A 23,008-nucleotide genomic window follows, 5' to 3' on the forward strand; every position below is an offset into this window, starting at 1 on the left:
CGAGATGCTGTCCCAGCGCCTCAGCGTGGAGGGGGCGGATCCCCTTCTGTTGACCGGCGTGAACGACGTGAACCTGAACGAGCTCGCCAAGCTGACGGCGGTGCGCGTGTCGCTGCGCGGGGACGTGCTCACGCTTACCGGTGATGGCGAAGCCGTCACCCGGGCGGTCCCGATTGCCCAGCGGATGATCGATGCGGCCCGCCAACGCATGATCTTTGATGCGGATGACATCCTGCGGGCAAGCCTGGAGCAGGCGCGCGACCACGGCGCCGCGAACGGGGAGGTGCGCATCGTCCTGCCTGGGGTGCGCAAGATCATCCAGCCCAAGTCGCCCGGCCAGGCCGAGTACCTCCGGGCGATTGCGGACCACGACATCGTCATCGGCATCGGGCCGGCGGGGACGGGCAAGACCTACCTCGCTGTTGCCGCCGCGGTGGATGCCCTGTCCCGCAAGCGGGTGCGACGTATCGTGCTGGCACGCCCCGCCGTCGAGGCTGGAGAGAGCCTGGGCTTCCTGCCGGGCGACATGCAGGCCAAGGTCGATCCGTACCTGCGTCCCCTGTACGATGCTCTCGAGGACATGATGCCCGCCGAGCGCATGCAGCGCGCCCTCGAGACCCGCACGATTGAGATCGCCCCGCTCGCCTACATGCGCGGCCGCACCCTGAGTGACGCCTTCGTGATCCTGGACGAAGCACAGAATGCGACCAACGCACAGATGAAGATGTTCCTGACGCGACTCGGCGCGAACTCCCAGACAGTGATCACGGGCGACAAGACCCAGGTCGACCTCCCACGTCGCGAGGAGTCCGGACTGCTGCAGATCGAACGGATCCTCAAGGGCATCGAGGGGATCGCGATCCACTACCTCACCGATGTGGACGTCGTCCGGCACCGGCTCGTCCGGCAGATCATCAAGGCGTACGAGGAAGACAGTGGAGGGAATGGCAGCCGTGGGTGAGGACCCTCCCCAAGGCCGGCGCGGCCCCGGGATCGACGTCATGGTCACCCGGGGACCGACCCTCACCCGACTGCCGCTGGCCGCCGCGCGCGTCGAACGGCTCGCGCGGTATGTGCTGGCACGGGAGGCCGTCCGGCACGCGGCGCTGGTGTTTGCTTTTGTGGGACGCCGGCAGATCGCGTCCGTGCATCGGGCGATTACCGGGGTCTCGGGCCCGACGGATATCGTGACCCTTCAACACGCGCGAAAGGCCCCCGGGGCTCCGATCGTGGGCGAGGTGTGGATCGCGCCCGAGGTGGCCCGCGACAATGCCCGGCGTTTCGGGACCACGGTGGCGGAGGAATGCCGACGCCTGGTGGTCCACGGCGTGCTGCACGCCCTGGGTTGGGAACATCCCGCGACCGCGGCGCGCGAGACCTCGGTGATGTGGCGGCGACAGGAGCGACTCCTGCGGGACGCCGTCAAGCGGGGGCTCGCCTGATGCTCACCGGGCTGCTGCTTACCCTGGTTGGGGCACAGGTGGCGTACGCCTGCGCCGCCGCCGACGGCGCGCTCCTCGCGATCGAGCCGGACGCGCCACTGGCGGCTCCGCTGCAGGCGCTGCACGCGCGTCGCGAGCGCGCCCACCGGGCCCTCGCCTTCGCGCGGGTGATGGCCCAGCTGCTCGCCGGCATTGGGGTGGCCCTCGCCCTCGACCTGGGCAGCGTCTCGCTGGGCATGTCCCTCCTGCTCGGAGTGATCGCCGCCATCGTGCTCGTCGGGGCGACCGAGTCGCTGGCGCGCAGCCTGGGGACGGTCGGTGGGCTCGCGCCCGATGACGCCATCTTCCGGTTCATCCTCGTCACGGAGCGCCTCCTGGCCCCTGTGGCAGCGCTGGGCGGCTGGTTCGATCGGTGGTTGCACCACCTGCTGCCGCCCCCCGCCCGCGATGATGAGGATATCGAGGAGACGGCGGAGCAGTTCCGCCAGGTGGTGGCGAGCGAGGCCGACGTGTCGAAGGAACAGGAGGTCCTGCTCAACGGTGTGTTCCGCTTGAGCCAGACGACGGTACACGAGTTGATGGTGCCGCGCGTGGACATTATCGCTGTCGATCGCGACGCGCCGTGGTCTGAAGTGGTCGACCGCGTACGGAGCTCCGAACATGCGCGCCTCCCGGTGTTCCAGGATACGATCGACAATATCGTCGGGATCGTCTTTGCGAAGGACATTTTGCCCGCCATTGTCGCGGATGAAGCGCCCGACGACTGGACCGGGCTGATTCGCCCCGCCGTGTTCATTCCCGCGGCCAAGTCTGCGGATGCCCAACTGCGCGACTTTCAGGCCTCGCGGTCACATATCGCGATCGTCGCTGATGAATTCGGCGGCACGGCGGGTCTCATCACGATCGAGGATGTCCTCGAGGAGATCGTCGGCGAAATCCGCGACGAATACGATGAAGACGAACCGCGCGTCGAGGTGGAGAACGATTGGCGGTTCTGGGTGACGGGGCGCCTGACGCTGGACGAACTCTCGGAGCTGGTGCGCGAGGATCTGCGCCACGAACAGGTGGAGACCATCGCTGGCCTGGTGTACGAAGTCCTGGGACGAGTACCGAAGGCAGGGGAAGAACTCCAGATCCATTCCTTCCGCGTGGTCGTGGAGCGCGTGGTGCGTCGACGCATCGAGCGCGTCTATCTCGAACGGCGTGCCCCACCGGGCGAGGCGTGGGCGCACGGGGAGCCACCGAGATGACGACCACTACCATGCTGGTCTTCTCGCTGATCCTGGTCGCCGTCCTCACGGCCACGGCGACCGCCGTGCGGTCGGTCAGTCGCATTTGGCTGCGGCACTGGGTCGAACGTCGCCTGAGTGGCGCACCGACTGCCGAGCTGTACCTCGAACGTCCCCAACGGCTCATCCTCGCCGCCACGACCGGGGTCGCGCTGACGGTGTTCCTGGCCGGGACCCTCATCGCCACCTCCACGGTGGAGCCGTGGGCCCGGGTGCGCCTGACGTTCAGCTACGCCGTCGCGCTGCTCGTCCTCGGCCAGCTCCTGCCACGCGCCGTGGCGCGGCGCTGGCCGTCCGCGCTGATCCCACCCCTGATCCCGATCGTCCGCCTGCTGGAGTACCTCCTCCTGCCACTCCTCGCCTTGGTACGACGCCTGACCGGGGAGGCCAGACGGGACGCCGGTGACGTGCGAACCGACGACGAGGCGCTGGGCGAGTTGCTTCGCGAAGGGGAGCTCGAGGGGGTTGGTGAGCACACGGAGATTGCGATCATCGAAGGGGTTGTCCATTTCGGCGAGCGCAGCGTGGGCGAAGTGATGACGCCACGCAAGGACATCTTTGCGGTCGACAGTGCGCTCGACACGGCTGCCCTCGGCCGCCAGCTCGCACAGGGTGGATTCAGCCGGGTGCCTGTCTACACGGGCACCCTCGACCAGGTGGCCGGCTTCGTCCACGCGTTTGACGTGATCCAGGCGGTCGATGAGGCGCCGACCCTGCGACGGGTTGGTCTGGCGACTCCGTCGGGGCGCTGCAACGACCTGTTGTTCCGCATGCTTCGGGAGCGGCAGCACCTGGCCATCGTCCAGGGGCCAGCGGGGGAGACCCTTGGCCTGGTCACCCTGGAGGACCTGCTGGAGGAACTCGTGGGGGAGATTCGCGACGAACACGACGAACCGGAGCCGGTGCACCGGCCCGACGGAGGGGCCACGGCGTGAGCGTGGACCAGCTGCTCCAGGACTTTGACGCAGGGCGACCGGCGGCCCTCGCCCGCGCCGTCAGCATTGTCGAGAACCAGCGCGGGGGCTACGACACGTTGCTTGCTCGACTGCATTCTCGCGTTGGTCGCGCCCAACGGATCGGCATCACCGGGCCCCCGGGCGCCGGCAAGAGCACGCTGACGACGCAGCTCGTGTTGGCCTGGCGACGCGCAGGGCTCCGCGTGGGAGTGGTGGCCGTGGACCCCACGTCACCCTTCACGGGCGGCGCCCTCCTCGGCGATCGCATTCGCATGGAGAGCGTCGCGCTCGATGACGGGGTGTTCATCCGCTCCCTTGCCACCCGCGGCTCGTTAGGCGGCTTGTCGTCGGCGACGCGGTTGGTGGCGGACGTCCTCGATGCCTTTGGCTTTGATCGCATCCTGTTGGAGACGGTCGGCGTCGGGCAGAGTGAACTGGACATCGCGCGCGTCGCGGACACCACCGTAGTGGTCCTCGTCCCCGAGTCCGGGGACTCCATCCAGACCCTGAAGGCGGGGCTGATGGAGATCGCCGACCTGTTCGTCGTGAACAAGGCCGATCGGCCAGGGGCCGATCGGCTGCGCAACGACATCGAGCTGATGCTCGGGATGCGCGCGGGCCTCGCGCTCAGGAATGCCCCCGCCCACCATGGAGTCGATCTGGGGGCCATCGCCAATCCGGGGAAGGCCGCCCGCCTCGCCGCTCGGGAGGCGGCTCCGGAGCGGTGGGTCCCACCCGTCCTTCGGACGGTCGCCGCCAAGGGAGAGGGGGTGGAGGAGTTGACCGACGCCCTGGCTCGACACCAGCAGTATCTTGAGGCCAGCGGGGAACGGATGACGCGTCGGCTGGCGCGCTGGCGGGAGCAGGTGATCGAGGTGGCGGAACAGCGGATGCGTCGTCGAGTGTGGGAACATCCCGAGATTCGGGACTTCATCGAGGCCCACCTGCCGCAGGTAGCCTCGGGCGAGACGTCGCCATTTGCAATTGCGGATGAGCTGCTGCGCCGGGCCGCCGGCGTCCTTTCCACGGTGAAGCCATGACGTCGATTCAGGAACTGCAGGCCGCTGTGCAAGCACAAGACGCCGAGCTGGCTCGGTTGCGCGCCGAAGTCGCCGTCTGGCGCGCCCGGTACGACAAGGCAGAGCGCCGCGACCTGGCCTTCACCAACTCGGCGTTCGAGATCGATCCGGTGTACACGGCGCTGGATGCCAACCCCGTCGGTGCGCCGCTTCCGGGGGCGTACCCGTATACGCGAGGCATTCATCCCACCGGCTACCGCGGACGCCTGTGGACCATGCGCCAGTTTGCGGGCTTCGGGACCGCGCACGAGACGAATGCGCGATTCAAGTTCCTGCTGGAGAACGGGCAAACCGGGCTCTCCACGGCGTTCGACTTTCCCACCTTGATGGGCTATGACGCCGACCATCCGCGATCGGAGGGTGAAGTCGGCAAGACCGGCGTGGCGATCTCGAGCCTGTCAGACATGGAGGTCCTCTTCGAGGGGATCCCGCTCGACCAGGTCTCGACATCGATGACGATCAACGGCCCCGCGGTCATCCTCTTCTGCTTCTACGTCGCAGCGGCCGAGCGGCAGGGCGTGCGGGCCGACCAGCTGCGTGGAACGGTCCAGAATGACATCCTCAAGGAGTACATGGCGCAGCACGCCTGGTGTTATCCCATTGAACCGGCGCTGCGACTGATCGTCGACCTCTTCGAGTGGGGCGCCGAGCACGCGCCGCAGTGGAATACCGTGTCCATCTCGGGCTACCACATTCGCGAAGCCGGCGCGACCGCGGCGCAGGAGCTGGCCTTCACCCTCGCCAACGGCTTTACGTACGTGGAGCGCGGCATCGCGCGCGGGCTCGACGTGGACGCGTTTGCCCCGCGCCTCTCGTTCTTCTTCGACATCCACAACGATTTCTTCGAGGAGATCGCCAAGCTTCGCGCCGCGCGCCGCATCTGGGCGCGCCGGATGCGCGTACACTTCGGGGCGAAGGACCCTCGATCGTGGATGCTCCGGTTCCACTCGCAGACGGCCGGGGTCACCCTGACCGCGCAGCAACCGATGAATAACGTGGTGCGCGTGGCCTACCAGGCGCTGGCCGCCGCGCTGGGCGGCACGCAGTCACTGCACACCAACTCGATGGACGAAACGCTCGCGCTCCCCACCGAGCAGGCGGTGCAAGTCGCCCTCCGTACCCAGCAGGTGCTTGCGTACGAGACGGGCGTCCCGAACGTCAGTGACCCGTTAGGCGGGTCATGGTACGTCGAGGCGCTCACCGATCGCCTTGAGCGCGATGCCGAGGCGCTGTTTGCCCAGATCGAGGAACAAGGCGGGGTGGTGCGAGGCATTGAGCAGGGATGGTTCCAGCGAAAGATCGCCGAGAGCGCCGCGCGTCAGCAGTGGGAAATCGAGCAGCATCGGCGCGTGATCGTCGGAGTGAATGAGTTCACGACTTCGGATGAGGAGCTGGCGATCCCGGTGCTCAAGGTAGGGGCGCGCGCCGAAGCCGAACAGCGCGCGCGCATGGCCGAGATGCGGGCGGCGCGGGATCAAGCGCTGGTCGAGGCGCGGCTGCAGGCGCTCACGGACGCGGCGGCGACGACCGGCAACCTCATCCCCTTCATCCTGGATTGCGCGCGCGCGAACTGCACGCTCTACGAAATCCGGCATGCGATGGAGCTCCAGTTCGGCGCATACCGCGAGCCGGTGTTCTTCTGATCCGGAAACCTGCACGCGGGGGCCGAACGGCTCCCGCGACCGACGGCGAGTGGTGGACCTCGTACTTTGGCGAGGAGTACCTGCTGGAGTTCGAGCCCATCTTCAGCCCGGTGGAGGACCGGGTGCAGGTCGCTCGCCTGGTCGAGCTCCTGGGGCTGCCCGCCGGTGCGCGGGTACTGGATTGCCCGTGCGGTCAGGGGCGCCACACACACCTGCTCGCCGAAGCGGGGTTCCGGGTGGACGGCCTCGACTACTCCCGCGCGCTGCTCCAACGCGCCATCGCGCGTGGGACCGGGCCAACCCTGCGATACCGTCAGGGCGACATGCGCCGGTTGCCTGCACCGTGGAGTGGCCGGTTCGATGTGGTGCTCAACCTCTTCACCTCGTTTGGCTTTTTCCTCGACCCCCGCGACGATGTTCGGGTCATCGGCGAGTTTGCCCGGGTGCTCCGTCCGGGCGGTGTCCTTGTCTGGCATGGCGGGAGCCGCGACGGCGTGATGGCGCGATTCGTGTCCAAGGACTGGTGGACGACCGCAAACGGGACCACGGTGGTACAGGAACGTCGCTTCGACGCGTGGTCGGGGGTTCTGACGATCACGAGCGCCTTCTCTGGCGGCCCACGCGCCCTCGCCCCCCGGGAGCACCGGATTCGTCTGTACACGGCGACCGAACTATCCCGCCTCCTGAATGACGCCGGCCTGGTTGTTGAATTGGCCGAAGACGCGTGGTCTGGGCGGCCGCTGCGGCGGACGTCGAGCGAGATGTTGCTCGTCGCGCGGAAGGCGTGACGGTTCGGCTGGCGTCGGCGTCCGCCGATGGTGGTCGGGTCGCGCTGCCCCGGTCTCGTAGCCGCGACTAGTTTTCGTCCCGGAACCCTTTCCCCCGAGCATGTCGAACCGTCCGATTCGTGTCCTTGTCGCCAAACCCGGGCTCGATGGCCATGACCGCGGCGCCAAGGTCGTCGCGGCCGCCCTGCGCGACGCCGGCATGGAGGTCATCTATACCGGCCTGCACCAGACGCCGGAGATGATTGCGACGGCGGCGATCCAGGAGGACGTCGACGTCGTCGGCTTGTCGATCCTGAGTGGTGCGCACATGACCTTGTTCCCAAGAGTGCGCCAGCTCCTCGTGGAGGCGGGTCGCGCGGAGATCCTCATCACGGGTGGCGGGATCATCCCCAAAGAGGATATGGACATCCTGCGTGCGCAGGGGATGGGTGAGCTGTTTGGCCCGGGCACCAGGACCACCGACCTGATCGAATACATCCAGGGCTGGTTCGCGGCACGGGAGCAGGCATCCACGTGACATCGCGTTTGCGGTCCCTGAGCGCGGAGCTTCGGCTCCTGGAAGAGCAGCTGCGACTGGGTGGGGGCGAGGACAAGATCGCGCGCCAGCACAAACAGGGGAAGCTGACCGCGCGGGAACGTATCGCGGGCCTTGTGGACGAGGGAACGCGCTTTCTTGAGGTAGGGTTGCTGGTCGCACACGACCAGTACGAGGGCCAGGCGCCCGGCGCCGGGGTGGTCACCGGGCTCGGCGTGGTGAGTGGTCGCGACGTGGTGGTGGTCGCGAACGATGCCACCGTGAAGGCGGGCTCGTGGTGGCCCGAAACGATCAAGAAGATGCTGCGCGCGCAGGAGATCGCGATGCGGTGTCGCGTGCCGATCATTTACCTGGTCGACTCCGCCGGGGTGAACCTGCCGTACCAGGGCGGGGTGTTCCCGGGACAATACGGGGCGGCGCGGCTGTTCTACTACAACTCGATCATGCGGCGGTACCTCCGGGTTCCGCAGATCGCGGCGGTGATGGGGCCGTGTATTGCTGGTGGGGCGTATCTCCCGGCGCTGTCCGACGTGATCCTGATGGTGAAGGGCACGTCGTTCATGGGACTTGGCGGGCCCAACCTCGTGAAGGGGGCGACGGGCCAGGTGATCGATGGCGAGACGCTTGGCGGCGCGGTCACCCATACGGAAGTCAGCGGGGTGGCGCACTACGCGGTGGACGACGACGCCGCCTGCCTGGCGAAAATTCGCGATCTGGTGGCCCGGTTGCCGGGGCGGGGGGCCCCCCCCCGGTCTCAAGATAGGGGCGCGATCGCGCAGGAACACAACCATTCCATTGCAGGTGGTGACCGAATCACCGCACGCGACCTCTACGCGCTGCTTCCCTCGGATCACCGCATGCCCTACGACATGCACGAGGTCCTGCGCGCCATCGTGGACGACGGGTCCCTCGACGAATTCCAGGGCAACCTCGCCAAGGAAATGATCTGCGGCGACGCGCGCATCCACGGCATCCCCGTCGGCGTCATCGCCAACCAACGCGGCCTCATCAAGGGCCGCGCCGGTGAACGGCCCCGGTTCGGGGGCATCATCTACCCGGAAAGCGCCGAGAAAACCGCGTTCTTCATCGACCGCTGCGACCGCCAGGGCATTCCCCTGTTGTTCATTCAGGACGTCTCAGGCTTCATGGTCGGTGGCGAAGCCGAGCACGAGGGAATCATCCGCGCGGGCGCGCGCTTTGTCGAGGCCATGGCCTGCGCGCGCGTGCCCAAGGTTGTCCTCACCGTGAATCACGCCTCGGGCGCCGGCTACTACGCCATGGCCGGGCAGGGGTTCGATCCCGACTTCATCCTCTCCTGGCCCAGCGGCCGTATGGGCGTCATGGAAGGCGAAGCCGCGATCCAGGCCGTCCACGGCCCGGCGCTCGAAGCCGCCAAGCGCGCAGGCACCACGCCGGGACCCGAGGTCGTGGCCGCCGTGGACGAGATGCGCGCCGACTACGAACACCAGCTGGACGCCCGCTACGCGGCCGCCCGTGGGTACGTCGACGCCGTGGTGTACCCCGATGAAACCCGCGACGTCCTGGCCCAGGTGCTGCGCGTCACTCTGCACAATCCCGGGCCACACATCGGTGCGTTTGTCCTCCCCCCGCAGCCGGAGCCAACTTGATGAAGGATGTCGTGCGTGTAGCCGCTGGCCAGGGCTTCTGGGGCGATTGGCTCGCCGCGCCCCGGCGCCAGGTCGAAGGTGGTCCGGTGGACTACCTGATGCTGGACTACCTCGCCGAAGTCACGATGTCCATCCTGCAGAAGCAGAAGGAACGTGACGCGAAGATGGGGTATGCCCGCGACTTCATCGGCGCCGTCGATTCCGTCCTCGAGGCCGTCGTGCAGCGTGGCGTTCGCGTGATAGCCAATGCAGGTGGGGTCAATCCCCACGGCTGCGCCGACGCCCTCCTCTCCCTCGCCGACCAGCGTGGGGTTCGTGGTAAGCTGCAGCTCGGCGTCGTCACCGGGGATGACCTCCTGCCACGCCTCGACGCGCTCATCGCCGCCGGGCACCCGCTCGCCAATATGGACACCGGGGCGCCACTCACCGACGTCCGCGACCGGGTGCTCTCTGCCAACGCCTACATCGGATCGGAGCCGATCATCGAGGCGCTCGGCCAGGGCGCCAACATCGTGATCACGGGCCGCTCGACCGACACGGCGCTCACCATGGCCCCGCTGCGTTACGAATTCGGCTGGGACGCCCAGGATTGGGATCGACTGGCGGCCGGCATTATCGCCGGCCACATCATCGAATGTGGGGCCCAGTGCTCCGGTGGCAATTGCCTCCACGACTGGCAAACCATCCCCGATCTCTGGAACGTCGGATACCCGATCGTCGAGGCCCGGCGCGACGGCACCTTCGAGGTCGTCAAGCATCCGGGCACCGGCGGACGGATCTCCGTCCCCTCGGTGACCGAGCAGCTGGTCTACGAAATGGGGGATCCCCACAGCTATATCACGCCGGACGTCACGGCAGACTTCACGAGTATTCAGCTGGCGGCCTCGGGCCCGGATCGCGTGCGCGTCTCCGGGATCGTGGGACGGCCCCCGACCGACAAGCTCAAGGTCTCGATTGCCTACCGCGCCGGGTTCAAGGCCGTCGGTACCCTGGTCTACGCGTGGCCGGACGCCATGGCCAAGGCGCGGGCAGCCGATGACGTCCTGCGCCGACGCTTCGTGATGCTCGGCATGCGCTTTGATGCGATCGTCACCGAGTTCGTCGGGGCGACGTCGACCCACGGCTATCTCGCCGGTGACGGCCACGAGGCCAACGAGGTGCAGCTGCGCATCGGTGTCCGGTCGCCCGACAAGACTATGGTCGAGAAGTTCACCCGTGAGCTGGCCCCGCTCGTCCTCAATGGACCGCCGACCGTCACCGGATTTGCCGGCGGCCGTCCCAAGGTCGAGGAAATCGTCGCCTATTGGCCGGCCCTGGTCGACAAGACCGTCGTCACCCCGGTCGTGGAGATCCGCTCATGAAGGTGCGACTGCTGGACCTCGCCCACGCCCGCTCCGGCGACAAGGGAGACACCGCGAACGTCGGCGTGATCGCCCTCCGGCCGGAATTCTATCCCATCCTGGTCCGCGAACTCACGGTGGAACGCGTCGCCGAGCACTTCCGGGGCATGATCACCGGCCCCGTGCAACGGTACGAACTGCCGAACCTCAAGGCCCTGAACTTCCTGCTCCACGGGGCCCTGGACGGCGGCGGCACCCTGTCGCTCAAGACCGACGCCCAGGGCAAGGTGTACTCGACAGCCCTCCTGCGCATGGTCCTGGACCTGCCGGCGGCCGAGGTCGCAGCCGTCCATGGTGGCACGGCCCGCGATTCCTGACGAATGTCCCGCCCGACCGCGATCAAGCTGGCGCTGGCCGGCATCGGCTTGGCGCTGTTTGCCGCCGGCGTCCGGTTTGAGAGTGACCGACTGCGCTGGGCCGCCATCGTCGCGGTCGCCCTGGCGTTCCTGATGCGCTTCTTCGAACGCGACCGACAGGACTGACCTGCGGGACCGAGGAACCGTCGCCGCCGGGAGCACGTGGCCGGTTAGTTTCCGGGCGTGCCCTCCCATCCGTCCCAGATACCGGAACTTCTCGCCCCCGCTGGCTCCCTGGAGGCGGTCCGCGCCGCGATTGCCAACGGCGCAAACGCGGTCTACCTCGGCGCCGAGCGATTTAATGCGCGCGATGAAGGCGCCCAGCTGACCATGGCGGAGGTGGGGGTGGCCTGCGCGATGGCACACGACCGGGGGGTGCGCGTGTACCTCACCCTCAACATCCTCCTGAAGGACGCCGAACTCTCCGATGCACTGCGTCACCTGGGTGAAGCCATCGACCTCGGGGTCGATGCGGCCATCGTCCAGGACCTCGGGCTGATCCGGCTAATCCAGCGCGTCTACCCGTCCTTTGAGGTGCATGGGTCGACCCAGCTTACCGTTCACGACGTCAGCGGCGCCCGGTTCATGCGCACCCTCGGCATCAACCGCGTCGTCCTCGCGCGCGAGAACACACTGGAGGACATCCGCACCATCCGCGACGCGGTCCAGGACCTTGGGCTCGAGGCGTTTGTCCATGGGGCCCTCTGCATCTCGTACTCCGGGCAGTGCTTGATGTCCGGGATGATCTCCGAGCGGAGCGCCAACCGGGGGTCGTGTGCGCAGTCGTGTCGCAAGGACTACGTGCTGACCGACACAGTGACGGGCGCCGAGCTGGATCGCGGGTACCTTATCTCCGCGAGGGACCTCGCCGCGCACGACCAGCTGGCCGAGCTTCACGCGGCCGGCATCAGCACCCTCAAGGTCGAAGGCCGAAAGAAGAAGCCGGAATACGTCGCCACCGTCACCCTGGGGTACCGGCGCTGGCTGGACCGCCTGCAGGCCGGTGAGCTGGCGGTGCCGGAATTCGAGGACGTGCGCCCCCTGGTCCAGATCTACTCCCGCGGCTTTACCGCGGGGATGTTGGTCGGCCGCGCCGGGCGCGACTATGTCACCCGAGAGCAACCCGACAACCGGGGACACGAAATTGGCGTGGTCGTGCGCAGCGACCCGGGCGAGGTGATCGTGGAGGTCACGCACGCCGTCGCCGAACGTGACGGCCTGGGCTTCGAGCCGCCGCCAGGACACCGTGGACGTGGCACCGGCTTCACCGCGCAATCGGTGCAGACAATCGGTAGCGCGTCCACCGGACGCGTCCGTCAAGTGATTCGCAGCAGGGAGCGCATTCCCGTGGGTTGGCGCGTCTTCCGGAATGGGGAGGCGGCGCTGCTGGAACGCGCGCGTGCCACGTGGGCCTCGCTGCCGACGTCAACGCGCGAACGCAAGCAGGTCGTCGACGTCCGGTTGTTCGGCGCCGCCGGCAGCCCCCTCAAGGCCATCTGGGTGGCCGGCGACGAGCAGGTCGAGACCCGAAGCGACGTCGCGCTCACCCCCGCCACCCAACATCCGCTCGACGTCTCGCGCCTGCGGGAGCAGCTGGGCCGCCTCGGCGAGACCCCGTTCGTGCTGGGGTCGCTCGACATGCAGGGGGTTGGCACCGGGGTGTTCCTCCCTGTGCGCGCCTTGAATGCACTCCGCACGGCGGCCGTCGAGGAGTTGACCCTGCGGCGCGACTGGACGCGCGCGGCCGACCAGGCGATCCGCACGGCGACCATTGCCGCAGCGACCTCGTTGACTGGCGTGGCGTCGCCCGTGTCGCACACCGCGGCGCGCCTCGTCGCGACGACGTGCGACGTCGACCAGGCGCGCGAGGCCGCACAGGCGGGAGCCACCGAGGTCGTCGTGGATCCCTTCCTGCGACACCCGGTGCCTCCCGTGAGCCGCGTGGTGGCACTCGCCGAGGAGCTGCACGCGACAGGCGCGCGATTGCGGCTGCGACTGCCAACGATCGTGCGCCCCGAAGAACGACGCACGCTGGACAAGTGGCTCGCAACCGGCCTGGCGATCCAGGTGGGACATGTCGGCCTCGCCGTCGAACTCGCCGCGGCCGGCCGCGACGTCGTCGCCGACTACGCCGTCAACTGTACCAATGCCCACACGGCCGCCCTGCTGTTTGAACGTGGCATCGCCCGCATCGTGGCGTCGGTCGAGCTGACGGTGGACGAGCTCGCGCGGATGGTTGCCCCGTGGGAGGGCCGTGGGTTCGACGTGGTGCTCTATGGGCGCCCGGAGGGGATGACCATTGAGCATTGCGTCCTCTCCGCCGCGTTCGACCGGGTCGCCACGACCTGTCGTGACCTGTGTGTGTCCAAGCACCGCACGGTGGAGTTGACCGATCCGGCCGGATACACCTTTCCGGTGGCCACCGACGCCGCGTGTCGCAACCGGCTCCTCCACTCGCGCCCCATCGAGGGGTCCGAGTTTGTGGCCGCGTTAGGCACGGCAGGGCTTCGGGGATTCCAGCTGCTGTTCAACGTGCCGGGCGACGCGGTGGGACGCGTCACCTCCGCCTATGCGGCGTCGATCGCGGCCGGGGGCAGCGTCCCCGGGACCCTGAGTCCACGCGAGTTGGTGGGGAGCGCTTTCACCCGCGGGCATTTCGTCCGCGCGGTGTGACGTGGCGACGGGTCGGCCCGGATGGCCTAACGCCAGCCGAGCCGCAGGGACCACGTGGGACTCCCGGATGACGGGCTGACCCCAAGCACCCGTGGCGACGGATCGTCTTCCGGGGCGAAGGGGGAGGGCGTTGCCTCTCCGGGCCGTACCCGTCCCGATGTTACATTCCCCACGCACGACATGAGACGCATCCTCGGCCGTCGGACCGCCGCTGGTCGCTGCCTCTCCGACCCCGGCCACCAGATCACGATGGACGATTCCCAGTATTTCTCGGAGCAACATCTGCAGGTGCGCGACATGGTGCGCGCGTTTGCCCGTGAAGCGGTGGCGCCCGTTGCCGCCCGCTACGACGCCTCGGCCGAATTTCCCTGGGAGAACATCGCCCGCATGGCCGACCTCGGCCTCTTGGGCGTCCCCTGGTCCGAAGAGCTGGGCGGCGCCGGGCTCGACCTGACGTCGTACATGATCGTGATCCATGAGCTGGCGCGCGTCGATGCCTCGCATGGCCTCACCATTTCGGCCCACACCACCCTCGGCACCTCGCCCATCGTCCACTTCGGGACCGAGGCACAGCGGCAGCGCTATGTCCCGCTGCTGGCCTCTGGCAAGGTGATGGGCGGCTTCGGCCTGACGGAGGAAGGGGCGGGGAGCGACGCGGGGGGCACGCGCACGACGGCGGTCCGCAAGGGAGATCGCTACATCCTCAACGGGTCGAAGCGGTTCATCACGCACGGCGGGGTCGGCGAAATCTTTGTGGCTACCGCGGTGACGAACCCCGAAGCCGGCACGCGTGGTATCTCCAGCTTTATCCTCACCAAGCGAAACGACGACATCGCCCGCGCGACTCCGTACGGGATCGGGACCGATGCCTCCCTGCCGGCGATGCCGGGCTTCACCTCCGGCCGGAAGGAGGACAAGCTCGGCTGGCGTGCTTCAGACACGCGAGAGTTGATCTTTCAGGATGTTGAGGTGCCCGTCGAGAACCGGTTGGGTGAGGAGGGGCAGGGGTTCATCAACTTCATGCGCACCCTCGATGCCGGCCGCATCGGCATTGCCGCCCTCTCCCTCGGGATTGCCGAAGGGGCCTTCGAGGAGGCGCTGCGCTACTCCACCGTCCGCAAGCAGTTCGGCCAGCCCATCTCGAGCTTCCAGGGCGTGAGTTTCCAACTCGCCGACATGGCCACGGAAATCGAGGCCGGCAAGCACCTCGTCTACCACGCGGCCCGCATGCTTCAGGAAGGCAAGGCGGTCACGAAGAGCGCCGCGATGGCCAAGTTGTTCTGCTCCGAGTTGGCCATGCGCGCCACGATCAAGGCCATCCAGGTCCACGGCGGGTACGGCTATACCAAGGAGTACCCGGTGGAGCGGATGATGCGGGACGCCAAAATCTGCGAGATCGGGGAAGGCACCAGCGAGATCCAGCGTCTGGTGATTGCACGCGAGCTGCTTCGGGAGATTGGTGCGTGAGTTATTCGCTCCTGGCCAAGCGGTTGCGATTGCCGCTTGGGTTCCTTCTTTCCGGCGCGTACCTCGCCTTGGCTCGCCCCAGCGCACGCGGGCTCGCCCTCGGTGGTGCCATAGCCCTCGTGGGCGTGGTCGTGCGAGCCTGGGCATCCGGGCACATCATGAAGAACGACCGGCTCGCCACCACGGGGCCCTACGCGCACACCCGCAATCCCCTCTATTTCGGTTCGTTCCTGATCAGTGCCGGCTTTGCGGTCGCCGCGCATTGGGCCTTGCTGGTGGTTGTGGCAGGCTTCTTCGCCTTGATCTATGTTCCGACCATGCAACGTGAGCGTGCCAACATCGCCGGGCGGTTTCCCGAGGCGTATGCCGCCTATGCGCGGAACGTCCCGATGTTCGTGCCGCGACTGACCCCGTGGCGGCAGGCGGATGCGACCGCGACGATCGGTTTCTCGCGTGCGTTGTACATGAAGCACGGCGAATGGAAGGCGGCGCTCGGATTCCTGGCAGCCCTCCTTGTGTTGGCACTAAAGCTCCAGTGGTCCTGGTGACCCCGAGCGGCGTGTCGGCACCCTTGGTGTTCTTTCTGCGGTGGCTCGCGCGACTCGCGGGCCTTCGCGTTTTCGTGTCACGTGCGTGGCGCCGCCGGACGGTGTCGAGGCGCGTGACCGGCACGATCGCGATGGACAGGGGGGCGCATGCTCCCGATCGCCAGTCCCGGGACGGCCGCGCTCCGCTGGAGCGCTCGGTCGTCCCCTCGGCTGCGACGATCACCCGGCGCGTCGGGCCAACGTCCCACACGGCTCCTCGCACGCACCGGCCTGGTGCCGCTTCGCGACGGACCTCACCCCATGGACCTGCCAGTTGTGGTCACCTCGAGTCGCGAGGACCGCGCACGGCCAGGGCACTAGATGAAGCGCGAGATCCTGATCAACTCCACGTCCCGGGAGACCCGGGTAGCCATCCTCGAGGACGACCAGCTGGTGGAATTGCTGGTCGACCGACCGGAAGCGCGCCGCATGGTGGGCGACATCTACCTCGGACGCGTCGAGGCCGTCCAGCCCGGCATCCAGGCCGCCTTTGTCGACATCGGGACGGAGAAAAGCGCGTTCCTGCACGCGTCTGACGTCGTCCCCATCGACCCCGAGGACGACGACGAGGACGAGGAAGAGGAGGACGACGACGGCCCTCCCACCGGGCGACGGGCCAAGGCACCGCCGATCCAGGACGTCATCAAGAAGGGCGACACGCTAATCGTCCAGGTCTCCAAGGAGCCGATCTCCACCAAGGGGCCGCGCGTCACCGCGCAGGTCAGCTTGGCGGGTCGCTTCCTGGTCTTCATGCCCCACGCCTCCCGTGTGGGCGTCTCACGCAAGATCGGCGAACGGGCCGAGCGCCAGCGGCTGCGCGAGCAGGTCGAATCGATGCTCCCGCCCAAGTCGGGCGGCGTGATCGTGCGTACCGTGGGCGAAGAAGCCACCGAGGACGCGTTCAAGCGCGAACTCGACATGCTGCTTAACACATGGAAGAAGGTCAAGCGGAAGAACACCTTCGTCCGGGCGCCCGCGTTGCTGCACCGCGAAACCAGCCTGACCCGTGGGATCATCCGCGATGTCTTCTCGACCAAGATCGAGAAGGTCGAAGTGGACTCGCGGCAGATTTACAACGAGATCGTCGAATACCTCAAGGGATTCGCGCCGGAGCTGGTCGAGCGGATCCACCTGTATGAGGGCAACGTCCCGTTGTTCGACCGTTCGGAGATCGAGACGGAAATTCGGGACCTGTTCAAGCGCCGCTGTGACCTGCCGTCGGGGGGCTACCTGATCATCGAGCCGACCGAAGCCCTCGTTTCCGTCGACGTGAACTCGGGGCGCTTCACGGGCAAGAAGGACCCCGAGAAGACGATCCTCCGCACCAACCTCGAGGCAGCGCGCGAGCTCGCACGCCAGATCCGCCTGCGCGACATGGGGGGGATCATCGTCGCCGACTTCATCGACATGGAGACCCGCAGTAACCGCGAGAGGGTCGTGCAGGAACTCCGCGGCCACCTCGGCCGCGATCGCGCCCGGACACGGGCGTTCCCGGTGTCCGACCTCGGCCTGATCGAGATGACCCGCCAGCGGGTCCGACAGAGCCATTTCCAGTCGATGACCGGGCCCTGTCCAACCTGCCACGGGACCGGTCGGGTCTTCACCCCGGAGACGATCGTCCGCCGGGTGGAACGGTCCGTGAAACGCATGGGCGCCGAGGGGCGCAAGGAGCACGTCGTGGTCAAATTGCACCCCGACGTCGCCTTCTTCCTCCTGGAGACCGAGAAGGACTTCTTGAAGAAGCTCGAGCGCGTCGGGGGGTTTCCGGTCGAGCTGCGCGACGACCCTCTCCTCCGACCGGACGAGTTCAAGTTGGTCCAGAAGGGCGCGGGACGAGACGTCACGCAGCAGTACGCGGTGGTCTGAGCTGTTCCGGGGCCGGGCACGAAGCCGGTCCCGGACAGCCTTCGTGGGTCTCATTTCCCTGTCCCACTTGCCATTACCCCAGCCTACCCTCTAGCTTCTTGGGCTCGCATCTGCCCGATTTACCATGACTTACGCAATCATCCGGACTGGTGGCAAGCAGTTCCGGGTTGAGCCGGGGACGACTCTTCGTATCCCCTCGCTCCCCGGTGATGCCGGCACGTCCATCGAGTTCAACGAGGTCCTCCTCGGTTCCACCGGTTCCGAAGCGAAGGTCGGCGTTCCGACCCTCGCGGGTGCCCGCGTGACCGGCGAGATCGTCAAGCAGGGCCGCGACGACAAAATCATCGTCTTCAAGTTCAAGCGCCGAAAGAACTACGCGCGCAAGCAGGGCCATCGGCAGGGGTTCACCGAGGTCCGCATCAACGACATCACCCTCGGCTGAGCGAGGCTCTCTCCATGGCTCACAAGAAAGGCGTCGGCTCATCGCGCAACGGCCGCGATTCGAACCCGAAATATCGCGGAATCAAGAAGTACGGCGGCGAGCGCGTCATCGCCGGCAACATCATCCTGCGTCAGTGCGGCACGCACTGGCATCCGGGTCGCAATGTCGGCCTCGGAACCGACTACACCATCTACGCCCTCGTGGCGGGAACGGTGAAGTTCGAGCACAAGGACAAGCGCCGCATGCGCGTGTCGGTGGAACCCGCTGCGTAAGGCGGCCGCGTGTAAGAGTCAGAGCGCACCCCGGTTTGGGGTGCGCTTTTGCTTTGTCCGGGCCGGGGCTCACGGCGGGTCGCACCCGCGCCAGCTCCAAGGCCCGGGCCCGAACGCCGCGCGGCGGCCTTAGCCTTAACGCGTCCGAGGCCCCAACGTCCCACCAGCTAGAGTGTGCGATGGCCGATGGAACACTTACTCTCTCCGAGGCATCAGATGCCGACCTCGTGGCCCGCTGGCAGGCAGGCGACGAGCGAGCCGCATCGCGTCTCGTGGAACGGCACGCCGAGGCGGTGGCACGATTCGTCGGCAGCCTGGGGCTGCGGAGCGGGGTGGAGGACGTCGTGCAAGACACGTTTATCCGGGCTTTCGGGGCGTTGGCGTCTTTTCGGGGCGAAAGCTCGCTGCGTACCTGGCTGTTCACGATCGCACGACGTTTGGTGTCGGATGTCCGCCGGGCCCGCAAGCGGCACCCGGAGGACGAGGAGGTCCGCGAGGGGGACGCCGCCACGGAGTATGACGCCCTCGACATCGTGATTGCCGACGAGTCCCATCGCCGGATGCGGGCCGCACTGGCGACGTTATCGCCGACGCAACGTGAGGTGTTTGTCTTGCGCGTGAACGAAGGGTTGTCCTACAAGGAGATCGCCGAGGTCGCGGGGACCACGGAAGGGGCGGCACGGGTGCACTATCACAACGCACTGCGGCAGGTGAAGGAGCGTCTCAATGCTTGATTGCAACAACATCGACATCCGGGAACAACTGCCCGACCTGCTCCATGGCCGGTTGGACGCCACCCGCGTGGCCCTGGTCGAACAACACCTGTCCGCGTGCGCGGAGTGTCGGGCGGAGCTGGACGTGTTGCGATCGGCGCGTGCCGTGCTGACGGCGACGCCGACCCCGCGGATCGACCATCAGGCGATCCTCGCCGCCGTGGCGCGGACGCATGTGACCCCCGAGGCCCGCCCGGTGCGCTGGCGATGGGCTGCGGCCATCACCCTCGTGATCCTGGGAGGGACGTCGGTGGCTACCGCGGTGCGCTCCTTCCGGAACGACCCCACCTCAGACTCCACCCAGGTCCCCGCGATCGTCGCCAGTATTGACACTCCGACGGCCGTGCCAACCTCGACGCCGACGGTCGTCCCGACCGTCGGTGAGCCGAGTGCGGTCAGGTTGACGGCAGGAGGCGGCATCGACGACCTCGCCGATGAAGATCTGGAGGCGCTGATTGGCGCTCTGGAGAAGATCGAGGTCGCCCCGCATGCGGAGCCGGAGGGGTCGCGCCAGTCGCGCTGGATCTCCAGCTCGACCGGAGGGAACTAGCCATGCGATGGCGTGCGCTGTGTGCGGTACTGGGTACCATGGTGGCGGCCGCCACCATGGACGCGCAGGGCGGTGGTCGGCTGCGGCAGGATTCGTCCGACCGGGGCCGCCTCGAGGAGCGCTTTCGGGAGCGGCTCGCGCTCATCATGAGAGAACGCTTGTCCCTCAGCGACGATCAAATGGTTCGCCTCGGCGAGGTCAATCGACGATTCGAGGGCGAGCGTCGCACCCTCATCCGGGAGGAGTTGGACGTGCGACGGGAGATGCGCCGGGCCCTTCGTGCGGACTCGACCGCGCCTGACGCCGTGGTGGACGCACTGCTGGAGCGCAGCCTGCGCGTGGAGCGTCGACGACTGGAGCTCTTCGAGCAGGAACAACGAGAATTGCGCCAATTCCTGAGTCCGGTGCAGCGGGCCCGCTACGTCGGGATGCAGGAGCAGTTGCGTCGCCAAATGGACGAGATGAGGGATCGCCGGAGTGGCCCTCCGGCGGATCGTCTGGAGACCCCAGGATTGCGCCGCCCGCGACGTCCGGGCGGGGAAGGCCCTTGAGCTTCGGCGCTCGGGTGCCTAGCCTCATTGGTGCGCCCGGGTGGCGGAACTGGCAGACGCAGCGGACTCAAAATCCGCCGGGCTTCGGCCCTTACGAGTTCGACTCTCGTCCTGGGCACTCACTGGAGCGGCGCATCGAAGGATGCGCCGCTTTTCTTTGTACTGGCCTCTCGCCCCGACATGCTCCGTCCGTCGATCCTGGTCACCCGTCGCCTCCCGGCACCCATTGAGACCGTACTGCGCGAGCGCTACCGCGCGACCCTGAGTTCAGACGACCGACAGTTGACCCGAGCGGAGTTGGGCACCGCCCTTCGCGAATTCGACGTGGTGCTCTGCACCCTGGGGGATCGGCTCGATGCGGGACTCCTGGAAGGCACCCCTCGACGAACCGTTTTCCTCGCGAACTTCGGCGTGGGAACGAATCACATTGACTTGGCGGCGTGCCGTCGGATTGGGATGCCCGTCAGCAACACACCCGGCGTCCTGACCGAGGATACGGCCGACCTGACGATGCTGCTCCTTCTGGCCGTGGCACGGCGCGCCTGGGAGGGAGACCGAGAGCTGCGAGCGGGAGCGTGGACTGGCTGGCGACCGACCCACATGCTCGGGACCCGGGTGTCCGGCAAGACGTTAGGCATCGTCGGCATGGGCCGGATCGGCCGCGCCGTGTCCCAGCGCGCGCGCCAAGGGTTCGGGATGTCCGTGGCCTATTGGTCCCGCACGAGGCTGCCGCTTAGCGAGGAGTCCCAGCTGGGCGTGCGATGGTGCGATTCCCGGGACGACCTGCTGAGCTCGGCCGACTTCGTTTCGTTGCATTGTCCGGCGACCGAGGGGACGCGCCACCTCATCGATGGCTCCGCCCTTTCAGCGATGCGACGTGGGGCGTTTCTCGTGAACACGGCGCGCGGCGACGTCGTGAACGAGTCCGCACTCCTTGGCGCCCTCGATGCAGGGCAGCTCGCCGGCGCAGCCCTCGATGTGTTTGACGGCGAGCCCGCAGTGAACCCGGCGCTCCTGGCCCACCCGCACATCGTCACCCTTCCACATCTTGGTAGCGCGACCATCGAAAGTCGGGTGGCGATGGGGGAGCGTGTCCTGGCCAACATTGCCGCCTGGGTGGCGGGCGAACCACTTCCCGATCGCGTGGCCTGACTGCGGTCGCTTGTGGGCTTAATGCGGACGCCAATAGCTTACCTGCTTCCGCACGACGTGCCCCTCGCTTCCTCCCCACATGTCCCTTGCCCTGAGTGCGCGTTCCGGTCGCGCAGCATCCGCCAATACGCCGATGCTAGCCTGCCTCCTGCCGGTGGGGAGTGGCCTGCCGTCCGACCTTCGCGAGTTGGACAAGGCGTTGGGTGGGGCCCTCAAGCGCAGTTTTGACCGGCGGGACTTTCGGGGTGGACGGGACGAGCAGCTGCATCTGGTGGGGGGTTCCCGTGGCCCTCGTCGGATCCTCCTCGTGGGCATGGGTAGCGCTGGGTCCAGGGAGTCCGCATTGCGCCGGGCCGCCGCCCTCGCGGGCCGTCAGGCGCACAGGGCGGGGGTCGGCTCCCTAACCCTCGTCTCCTCGGGCTGGACGCCGTCCGAGCTCGAGCAGGCAGCTATTGGGGTCCAGCTGGGGTCATGGGAGTACCTCGAGATGAAGACTCCCGTCCCGGAGTCGGACCGACGGGCGCCGCTGGCCTCCGTGACATTCCTCGTCGACGATACCCAGAGCGCGACGGCGTCTCTGGCTTCCGCGGCCGCCATCGGCGAGGGGTATGCCATGGCACGCCGCCTGGCGAACATGCCTGGCAACGTCTGCACGCCGGACCTGCTGGCCGATACCGCGCGCGACCTCGGGAAGCGCCACAAGCTCCGGGTAACGGTGCTGGGTCGCAAGGAGATGGAGCGCGAAGGGATGGGATCATTCCTCTGCGTCGCGCAGGGCACCCCGCAGGACCCCAAACTGGTGGCCATCGAGTACGGGCAGGGTCCGAAGGGCCAGGCACCGATCGTCCTGGTGGGCAAGGGCTTGTGCTTCGATACGGGAGGCATCTCGATCAAACCCGCGGAGCGCATGGAGTTCATGAAGTTCGACATGTGCGGTGCCGCTGGCGTGATTGGCGCCATGGAGGCGATTGCGCGACTCGGCCTCAAGCAGAATGTCGTTGGAGTGTTCGGGGCCACGACCAACATGCCGAGTGGCGTCGCGGTCAAGCCGGGCGACATTGTGCGCGCGTCCTCGGGCAAGACGATCGAGATCATCAACACAGATGCCGAGGGACGGCTCGTGCTGGCCGACGTGCTGCACTGGGTCAAGCAGTATCACCCGGCCGCCGTGATCGACGCCGCCACGCTCACGGGCGCCTGTGTTGTCGCGCTGGGTAACAGCACGACTGGGGCGATGGGGAACGATGACGCGTTGATGGCAGAGGTGATCGCCGCCTCACGGCGTGCGGCCGAGCCGGCATGGCAACTTCCGCTCACGGACGAGTACAAGGAACAGATCCGCTCCGTCGTTGCCGACATCAAGAACACCGGAGGACGAGCGGGCGGTGCGCTCACGGCGGCCGCATTTCTGAACGAGTTCGTGGACTATCCATGGGTGCATCTGGACATCGCCGGGACGGCGTACGGCGAAAGCGACCTGACGATCATGCCGGTAGGCGCCACCGGGGTGCCGGTGGGAACGTTTGTCGAGTTCGTCCGGGGACGCGCCCACTGACCGG

General features: G+C 67.4%; 23 protein-coding genes and 1 tRNA gene. All 24 read left to right on the forward strand.

Annotated elements, in window-relative coordinates:
- The first annotated feature begins 4 nt into the window (after window positions 1-4).
- Entirely contained in the window at window positions 5-961 is a 957-nt protein-coding gene (locus IPK85_17645; protein ID MBK8249202.1) for a PhoH family protein, read from the forward strand.
- A 40-nt stretch (window positions 962-1,001) separates the two neighbouring features.
- On the forward strand, window positions 1,002-1,442 hold the full coding sequence (gene ybeY / locus IPK85_17650; GenBank protein ID MBK8249203.1) for an rRNA maturation RNase YbeY: 441 nt from the start codon (window positions 1,002-1,004) through the stop codon (window positions 1,440-1,442).
- Window positions 1,442-2,692 (forward strand): HlyC/CorC family transporter, encoded by a 1,251-nt coding sequence (locus IPK85_17655; protein ID MBK8249204.1) that lies wholly within the window; start codon window positions 1,442-1,444, stop codon window positions 2,690-2,692. Before ybeY ends, IPK85_17655 begins: the two co-directional genes overlap by 1 nt.
- On the forward strand, window positions 2,689-3,666 hold the full coding sequence (locus IPK85_17660; protein MBK8249205.1) for a DUF21 domain-containing protein: 978 nt from the start codon (window positions 2,689-2,691) through the stop codon (window positions 3,664-3,666). The genes IPK85_17655 and IPK85_17660 overlap by 4 nt, the downstream gene beginning before the upstream one ends.
- Window positions 3,663-4,727 (forward strand): methylmalonyl Co-A mutase-associated GTPase MeaB, encoded by a 1,065-nt coding sequence (gene meaB, locus IPK85_17665; protein ID MBK8249206.1) that lies wholly within the window; start codon window positions 3,663-3,665, stop codon window positions 4,725-4,727. The genes IPK85_17660 and meaB overlap by 4 nt, the downstream gene beginning before the upstream one ends.
- Entirely contained in the window at window positions 4,724-6,409 is a 1,686-nt protein-coding gene (locus IPK85_17670; GenBank protein ID MBK8249207.1) for a methylmalonyl-CoA mutase, read from the forward strand. Before meaB ends, IPK85_17670 begins: the two co-directional genes overlap by 4 nt.
- Before the next feature lie 122 nt (window positions 6,410-6,531).
- Window positions 6,532-7,197 carry a class I SAM-dependent methyltransferase gene (locus IPK85_17675; GenBank protein ID MBK8249208.1) on the forward strand — a complete coding sequence of 222 codons (666 nt, stop codon included), beginning with the start codon at window positions 6,532-6,534 and terminating at the stop codon, window positions 7,195-7,197.
- A gap of 100 nt (window positions 7,198-7,297) precedes the next feature.
- Window positions 7,298-7,714 (forward strand): cobalamin B12-binding domain-containing protein, encoded by a 417-nt coding sequence (locus tag IPK85_17680; protein MBK8249209.1) that lies wholly within the window; start codon window positions 7,298-7,300, stop codon window positions 7,712-7,714.
- Window positions 7,711-9,360 carry an acyl-CoA carboxylase subunit beta gene (locus IPK85_17685; protein ID MBK8249210.1) on the forward strand — a complete coding sequence of 550 codons (1,650 nt, stop codon included), beginning with the start codon at window positions 7,711-7,713 and terminating at the stop codon, window positions 9,358-9,360. The genes IPK85_17680 and IPK85_17685 overlap by 4 nt, the downstream gene beginning before the upstream one ends.
- Window positions 9,360-10,721: a DUF1446 domain-containing protein gene (locus IPK85_17690; protein MBK8249211.1), complete on the forward strand. Its 1,362-nt coding sequence runs from the start codon at window positions 9,360-9,362 to the stop codon at window positions 10,719-10,721. The genes IPK85_17685 and IPK85_17690 overlap by 1 nt, the downstream gene beginning before the upstream one ends.
- Complete coding sequence (locus IPK85_17695) at window positions 10,718-11,077, forward strand: hypothetical protein (protein MBK8249212.1); 360 nt, start codon at window positions 10,718-10,720, stop codon at window positions 11,075-11,077. The genes IPK85_17690 and IPK85_17695 overlap by 4 nt, the downstream gene beginning before the upstream one ends.
- A 3-nt stretch (window positions 11,078-11,080) precedes the next feature.
- Window positions 11,081-11,242, forward strand: coding sequence for a hypothetical protein (locus tag IPK85_17700; protein ID MBK8249213.1), 162 nt, complete (start codon window positions 11,081-11,083; stop codon window positions 11,240-11,242).
- A 57-nt stretch (window positions 11,243-11,299) separates the two neighbouring features.
- Window positions 11,300-13,789: a U32 family peptidase gene (locus tag IPK85_17705; protein MBK8249214.1), complete on the forward strand. Its 2,490-nt coding sequence runs from the start codon at window positions 11,300-11,302 to the stop codon at window positions 13,787-13,789.
- A gap of 249 nt (window positions 13,790-14,038) precedes the next feature.
- Window positions 14,039-15,256, forward strand: coding sequence for an acyl-CoA dehydrogenase family protein (locus tag IPK85_17710; protein ID MBK8249215.1), 1,218 nt, complete (start codon window positions 14,039-14,041; stop codon window positions 15,254-15,256).
- Window positions 15,253-15,804, forward strand: a complete 552-nt coding sequence (locus IPK85_17715; protein MBK8249216.1) for an isoprenylcysteine carboxylmethyltransferase family protein — start codon at window positions 15,253-15,255, stop codon at window positions 15,802-15,804. Before IPK85_17710 ends, IPK85_17715 begins: the two co-directional genes overlap by 4 nt.
- 360 nt (window positions 15,805-16,164) lie before the next feature.
- Window positions 16,165-17,709: an Rne/Rng family ribonuclease gene (locus IPK85_17720; protein ID MBK8249217.1), complete on the forward strand. Its 1,545-nt coding sequence runs from the start codon at window positions 16,165-16,167 to the stop codon at window positions 17,707-17,709.
- 124 nt (window positions 17,710-17,833) lie between these two features.
- Complete coding sequence (rplU, locus tag IPK85_17725) at window positions 17,834-18,151, forward strand: 50S ribosomal protein L21 (GenBank protein MBK8249218.1); 318 nt, start codon at window positions 17,834-17,836, stop codon at window positions 18,149-18,151.
- 14 nt (window positions 18,152-18,165) lie between these two features.
- Window positions 18,166-18,423: a 50S ribosomal protein L27 gene (gene rpmA, locus IPK85_17730; GenBank protein ID MBK8249219.1), complete on the forward strand. Its 258-nt coding sequence runs from the start codon at window positions 18,166-18,168 to the stop codon at window positions 18,421-18,423.
- A 179-nt stretch (window positions 18,424-18,602) separates the two neighbouring features.
- Entirely contained in the window at window positions 18,603-19,157 is a 555-nt protein-coding gene (locus tag IPK85_17735) for a sigma-70 family RNA polymerase sigma factor (protein ID MBK8249220.1), read from the forward strand.
- The gene (locus tag IPK85_17740; GenBank protein ID MBK8249221.1) at window positions 19,150-19,746 is read left to right on the forward strand and encodes a zf-HC2 domain-containing protein; all 597 of its coding nucleotides are present in this window, start codon (window positions 19,150-19,152) and stop codon (window positions 19,744-19,746) included. Before IPK85_17735 ends, IPK85_17740 begins: the two co-directional genes overlap by 8 nt.
- 2 nt (window positions 19,747-19,748) lie before the next feature.
- Entirely contained in the window at window positions 19,749-20,297 is a 549-nt protein-coding gene (locus IPK85_17745; GenBank protein MBK8249222.1) for a hypothetical protein, read from the forward strand.
- A gap of 34 nt (window positions 20,298-20,331) precedes the next feature.
- Window positions 20,332-20,415, forward strand: a tRNA-Leu gene (locus IPK85_17750).
- A 62-nt stretch (window positions 20,416-20,477) separates the two neighbouring features.
- Window positions 20,478-21,449 carry a D-glycerate dehydrogenase gene (locus IPK85_17755; protein ID MBK8249223.1) on the forward strand — a complete coding sequence of 324 codons (972 nt, stop codon included), beginning with the start codon at window positions 20,478-20,480 and terminating at the stop codon, window positions 21,447-21,449.
- Between the two features lie 79 nt (window positions 21,450-21,528).
- Window positions 21,529-23,004: a leucyl aminopeptidase gene (locus IPK85_17760; protein ID MBK8249224.1), complete on the forward strand. Its 1,476-nt coding sequence runs from the start codon at window positions 21,529-21,531 to the stop codon at window positions 23,002-23,004.
- Window positions 23,005-23,008 lie beyond the last annotated feature (4 nt).

The sequence above is a fragment of the Gemmatimonadota bacterium genome (assembly GCA_016712265.1).
Lineage (GTDB): Bacteria > Gemmatimonadota > Gemmatimonadetes > Gemmatimonadales > Gemmatimonadaceae > RBC101.

Coding starts and splice junctions, on each gene's coding strand:
- IPK85_17760 (MBK8249224.1), top strand. CDS start 21,529: ATGTCCCTTGCCCTGAGTGCGCGTTCCGGTCGCGCAGCATCCGCCAAT.
- IPK85_17680 (MBK8249209.1), top strand. CDS start 7,298: ATGTCGAACCGTCCGATTCGTGTCCTTGTCGCCAAACCCGGGCTCGAT.
- IPK85_17720 (MBK8249217.1), top strand. CDS start 16,165: ATGAAGCGCGAGATCCTGATCAACTCCACGTCCCGGGAGACCCGGGTA.
- IPK85_17745 (MBK8249222.1), top strand. CDS start 19,749: ATGCGATGGCGTGCGCTGTGTGCGGTACTGGGTACCATGGTGGCGGCC.
- IPK85_17695 (MBK8249212.1), top strand. CDS start 10,718: ATGAAGGTGCGACTGCTGGACCTCGCCCACGCCCGCTCCGGCGACAAG.
- IPK85_17660 (MBK8249205.1), top strand. CDS start 2,689: ATGACGACCACTACCATGCTGGTCTTCTCGCTGATCCTGGTCGCCGTC.
- rplU (MBK8249218.1), top strand. CDS start 17,834: ATGACTTACGCAATCATCCGGACTGGTGGCAAGCAGTTCCGGGTTGAG.
- IPK85_17655 (MBK8249204.1), top strand. CDS start 1,442: ATGCTCACCGGGCTGCTGCTTACCCTGGTTGGGGCACAGGTGGCGTAC.
- rpmA (MBK8249219.1), top strand. CDS start 18,166: ATGGCTCACAAGAAAGGCGTCGGCTCATCGCGCAACGGCCGCGATTCG.
- IPK85_17710 (MBK8249215.1), top strand. CDS start 14,039: ATGGACGATTCCCAGTATTTCTCGGAGCAACATCTGCAGGTGCGCGAC.
- IPK85_17700 (MBK8249213.1), top strand. CDS start 11,081: ATGTCCCGCCCGACCGCGATCAAGCTGGCGCTGGCCGGCATCGGCTTG.
- IPK85_17740 (MBK8249221.1), top strand. CDS start 19,150: ATGCTTGATTGCAACAACATCGACATCCGGGAACAACTGCCCGACCTG.
- IPK85_17670 (MBK8249207.1), top strand. CDS start 4,724: ATGACGTCGATTCAGGAACTGCAGGCCGCTGTGCAAGCACAAGACGCC.
- ybeY (MBK8249203.1), top strand. CDS start 1,002: ATGGTCACCCGGGGACCGACCCTCACCCGACTGCCGCTGGCCGCCGCG.
- IPK85_17645 (MBK8249202.1), top strand. CDS start 5: ATGCTGTCCCAGCGCCTCAGCGTGGAGGGGGCGGATCCCCTTCTGTTG.
- IPK85_17735 (MBK8249220.1), top strand. CDS start 18,603: ATGGCCGATGGAACACTTACTCTCTCCGAGGCATCAGATGCCGACCTC.
- IPK85_17755 (MBK8249223.1), top strand. CDS start 20,478: ATGCTCCGTCCGTCGATCCTGGTCACCCGTCGCCTCCCGGCACCCATT.
- IPK85_17690 (MBK8249211.1), top strand. CDS start 9,360: ATGAAGGATGTCGTGCGTGTAGCCGCTGGCCAGGGCTTCTGGGGCGAT.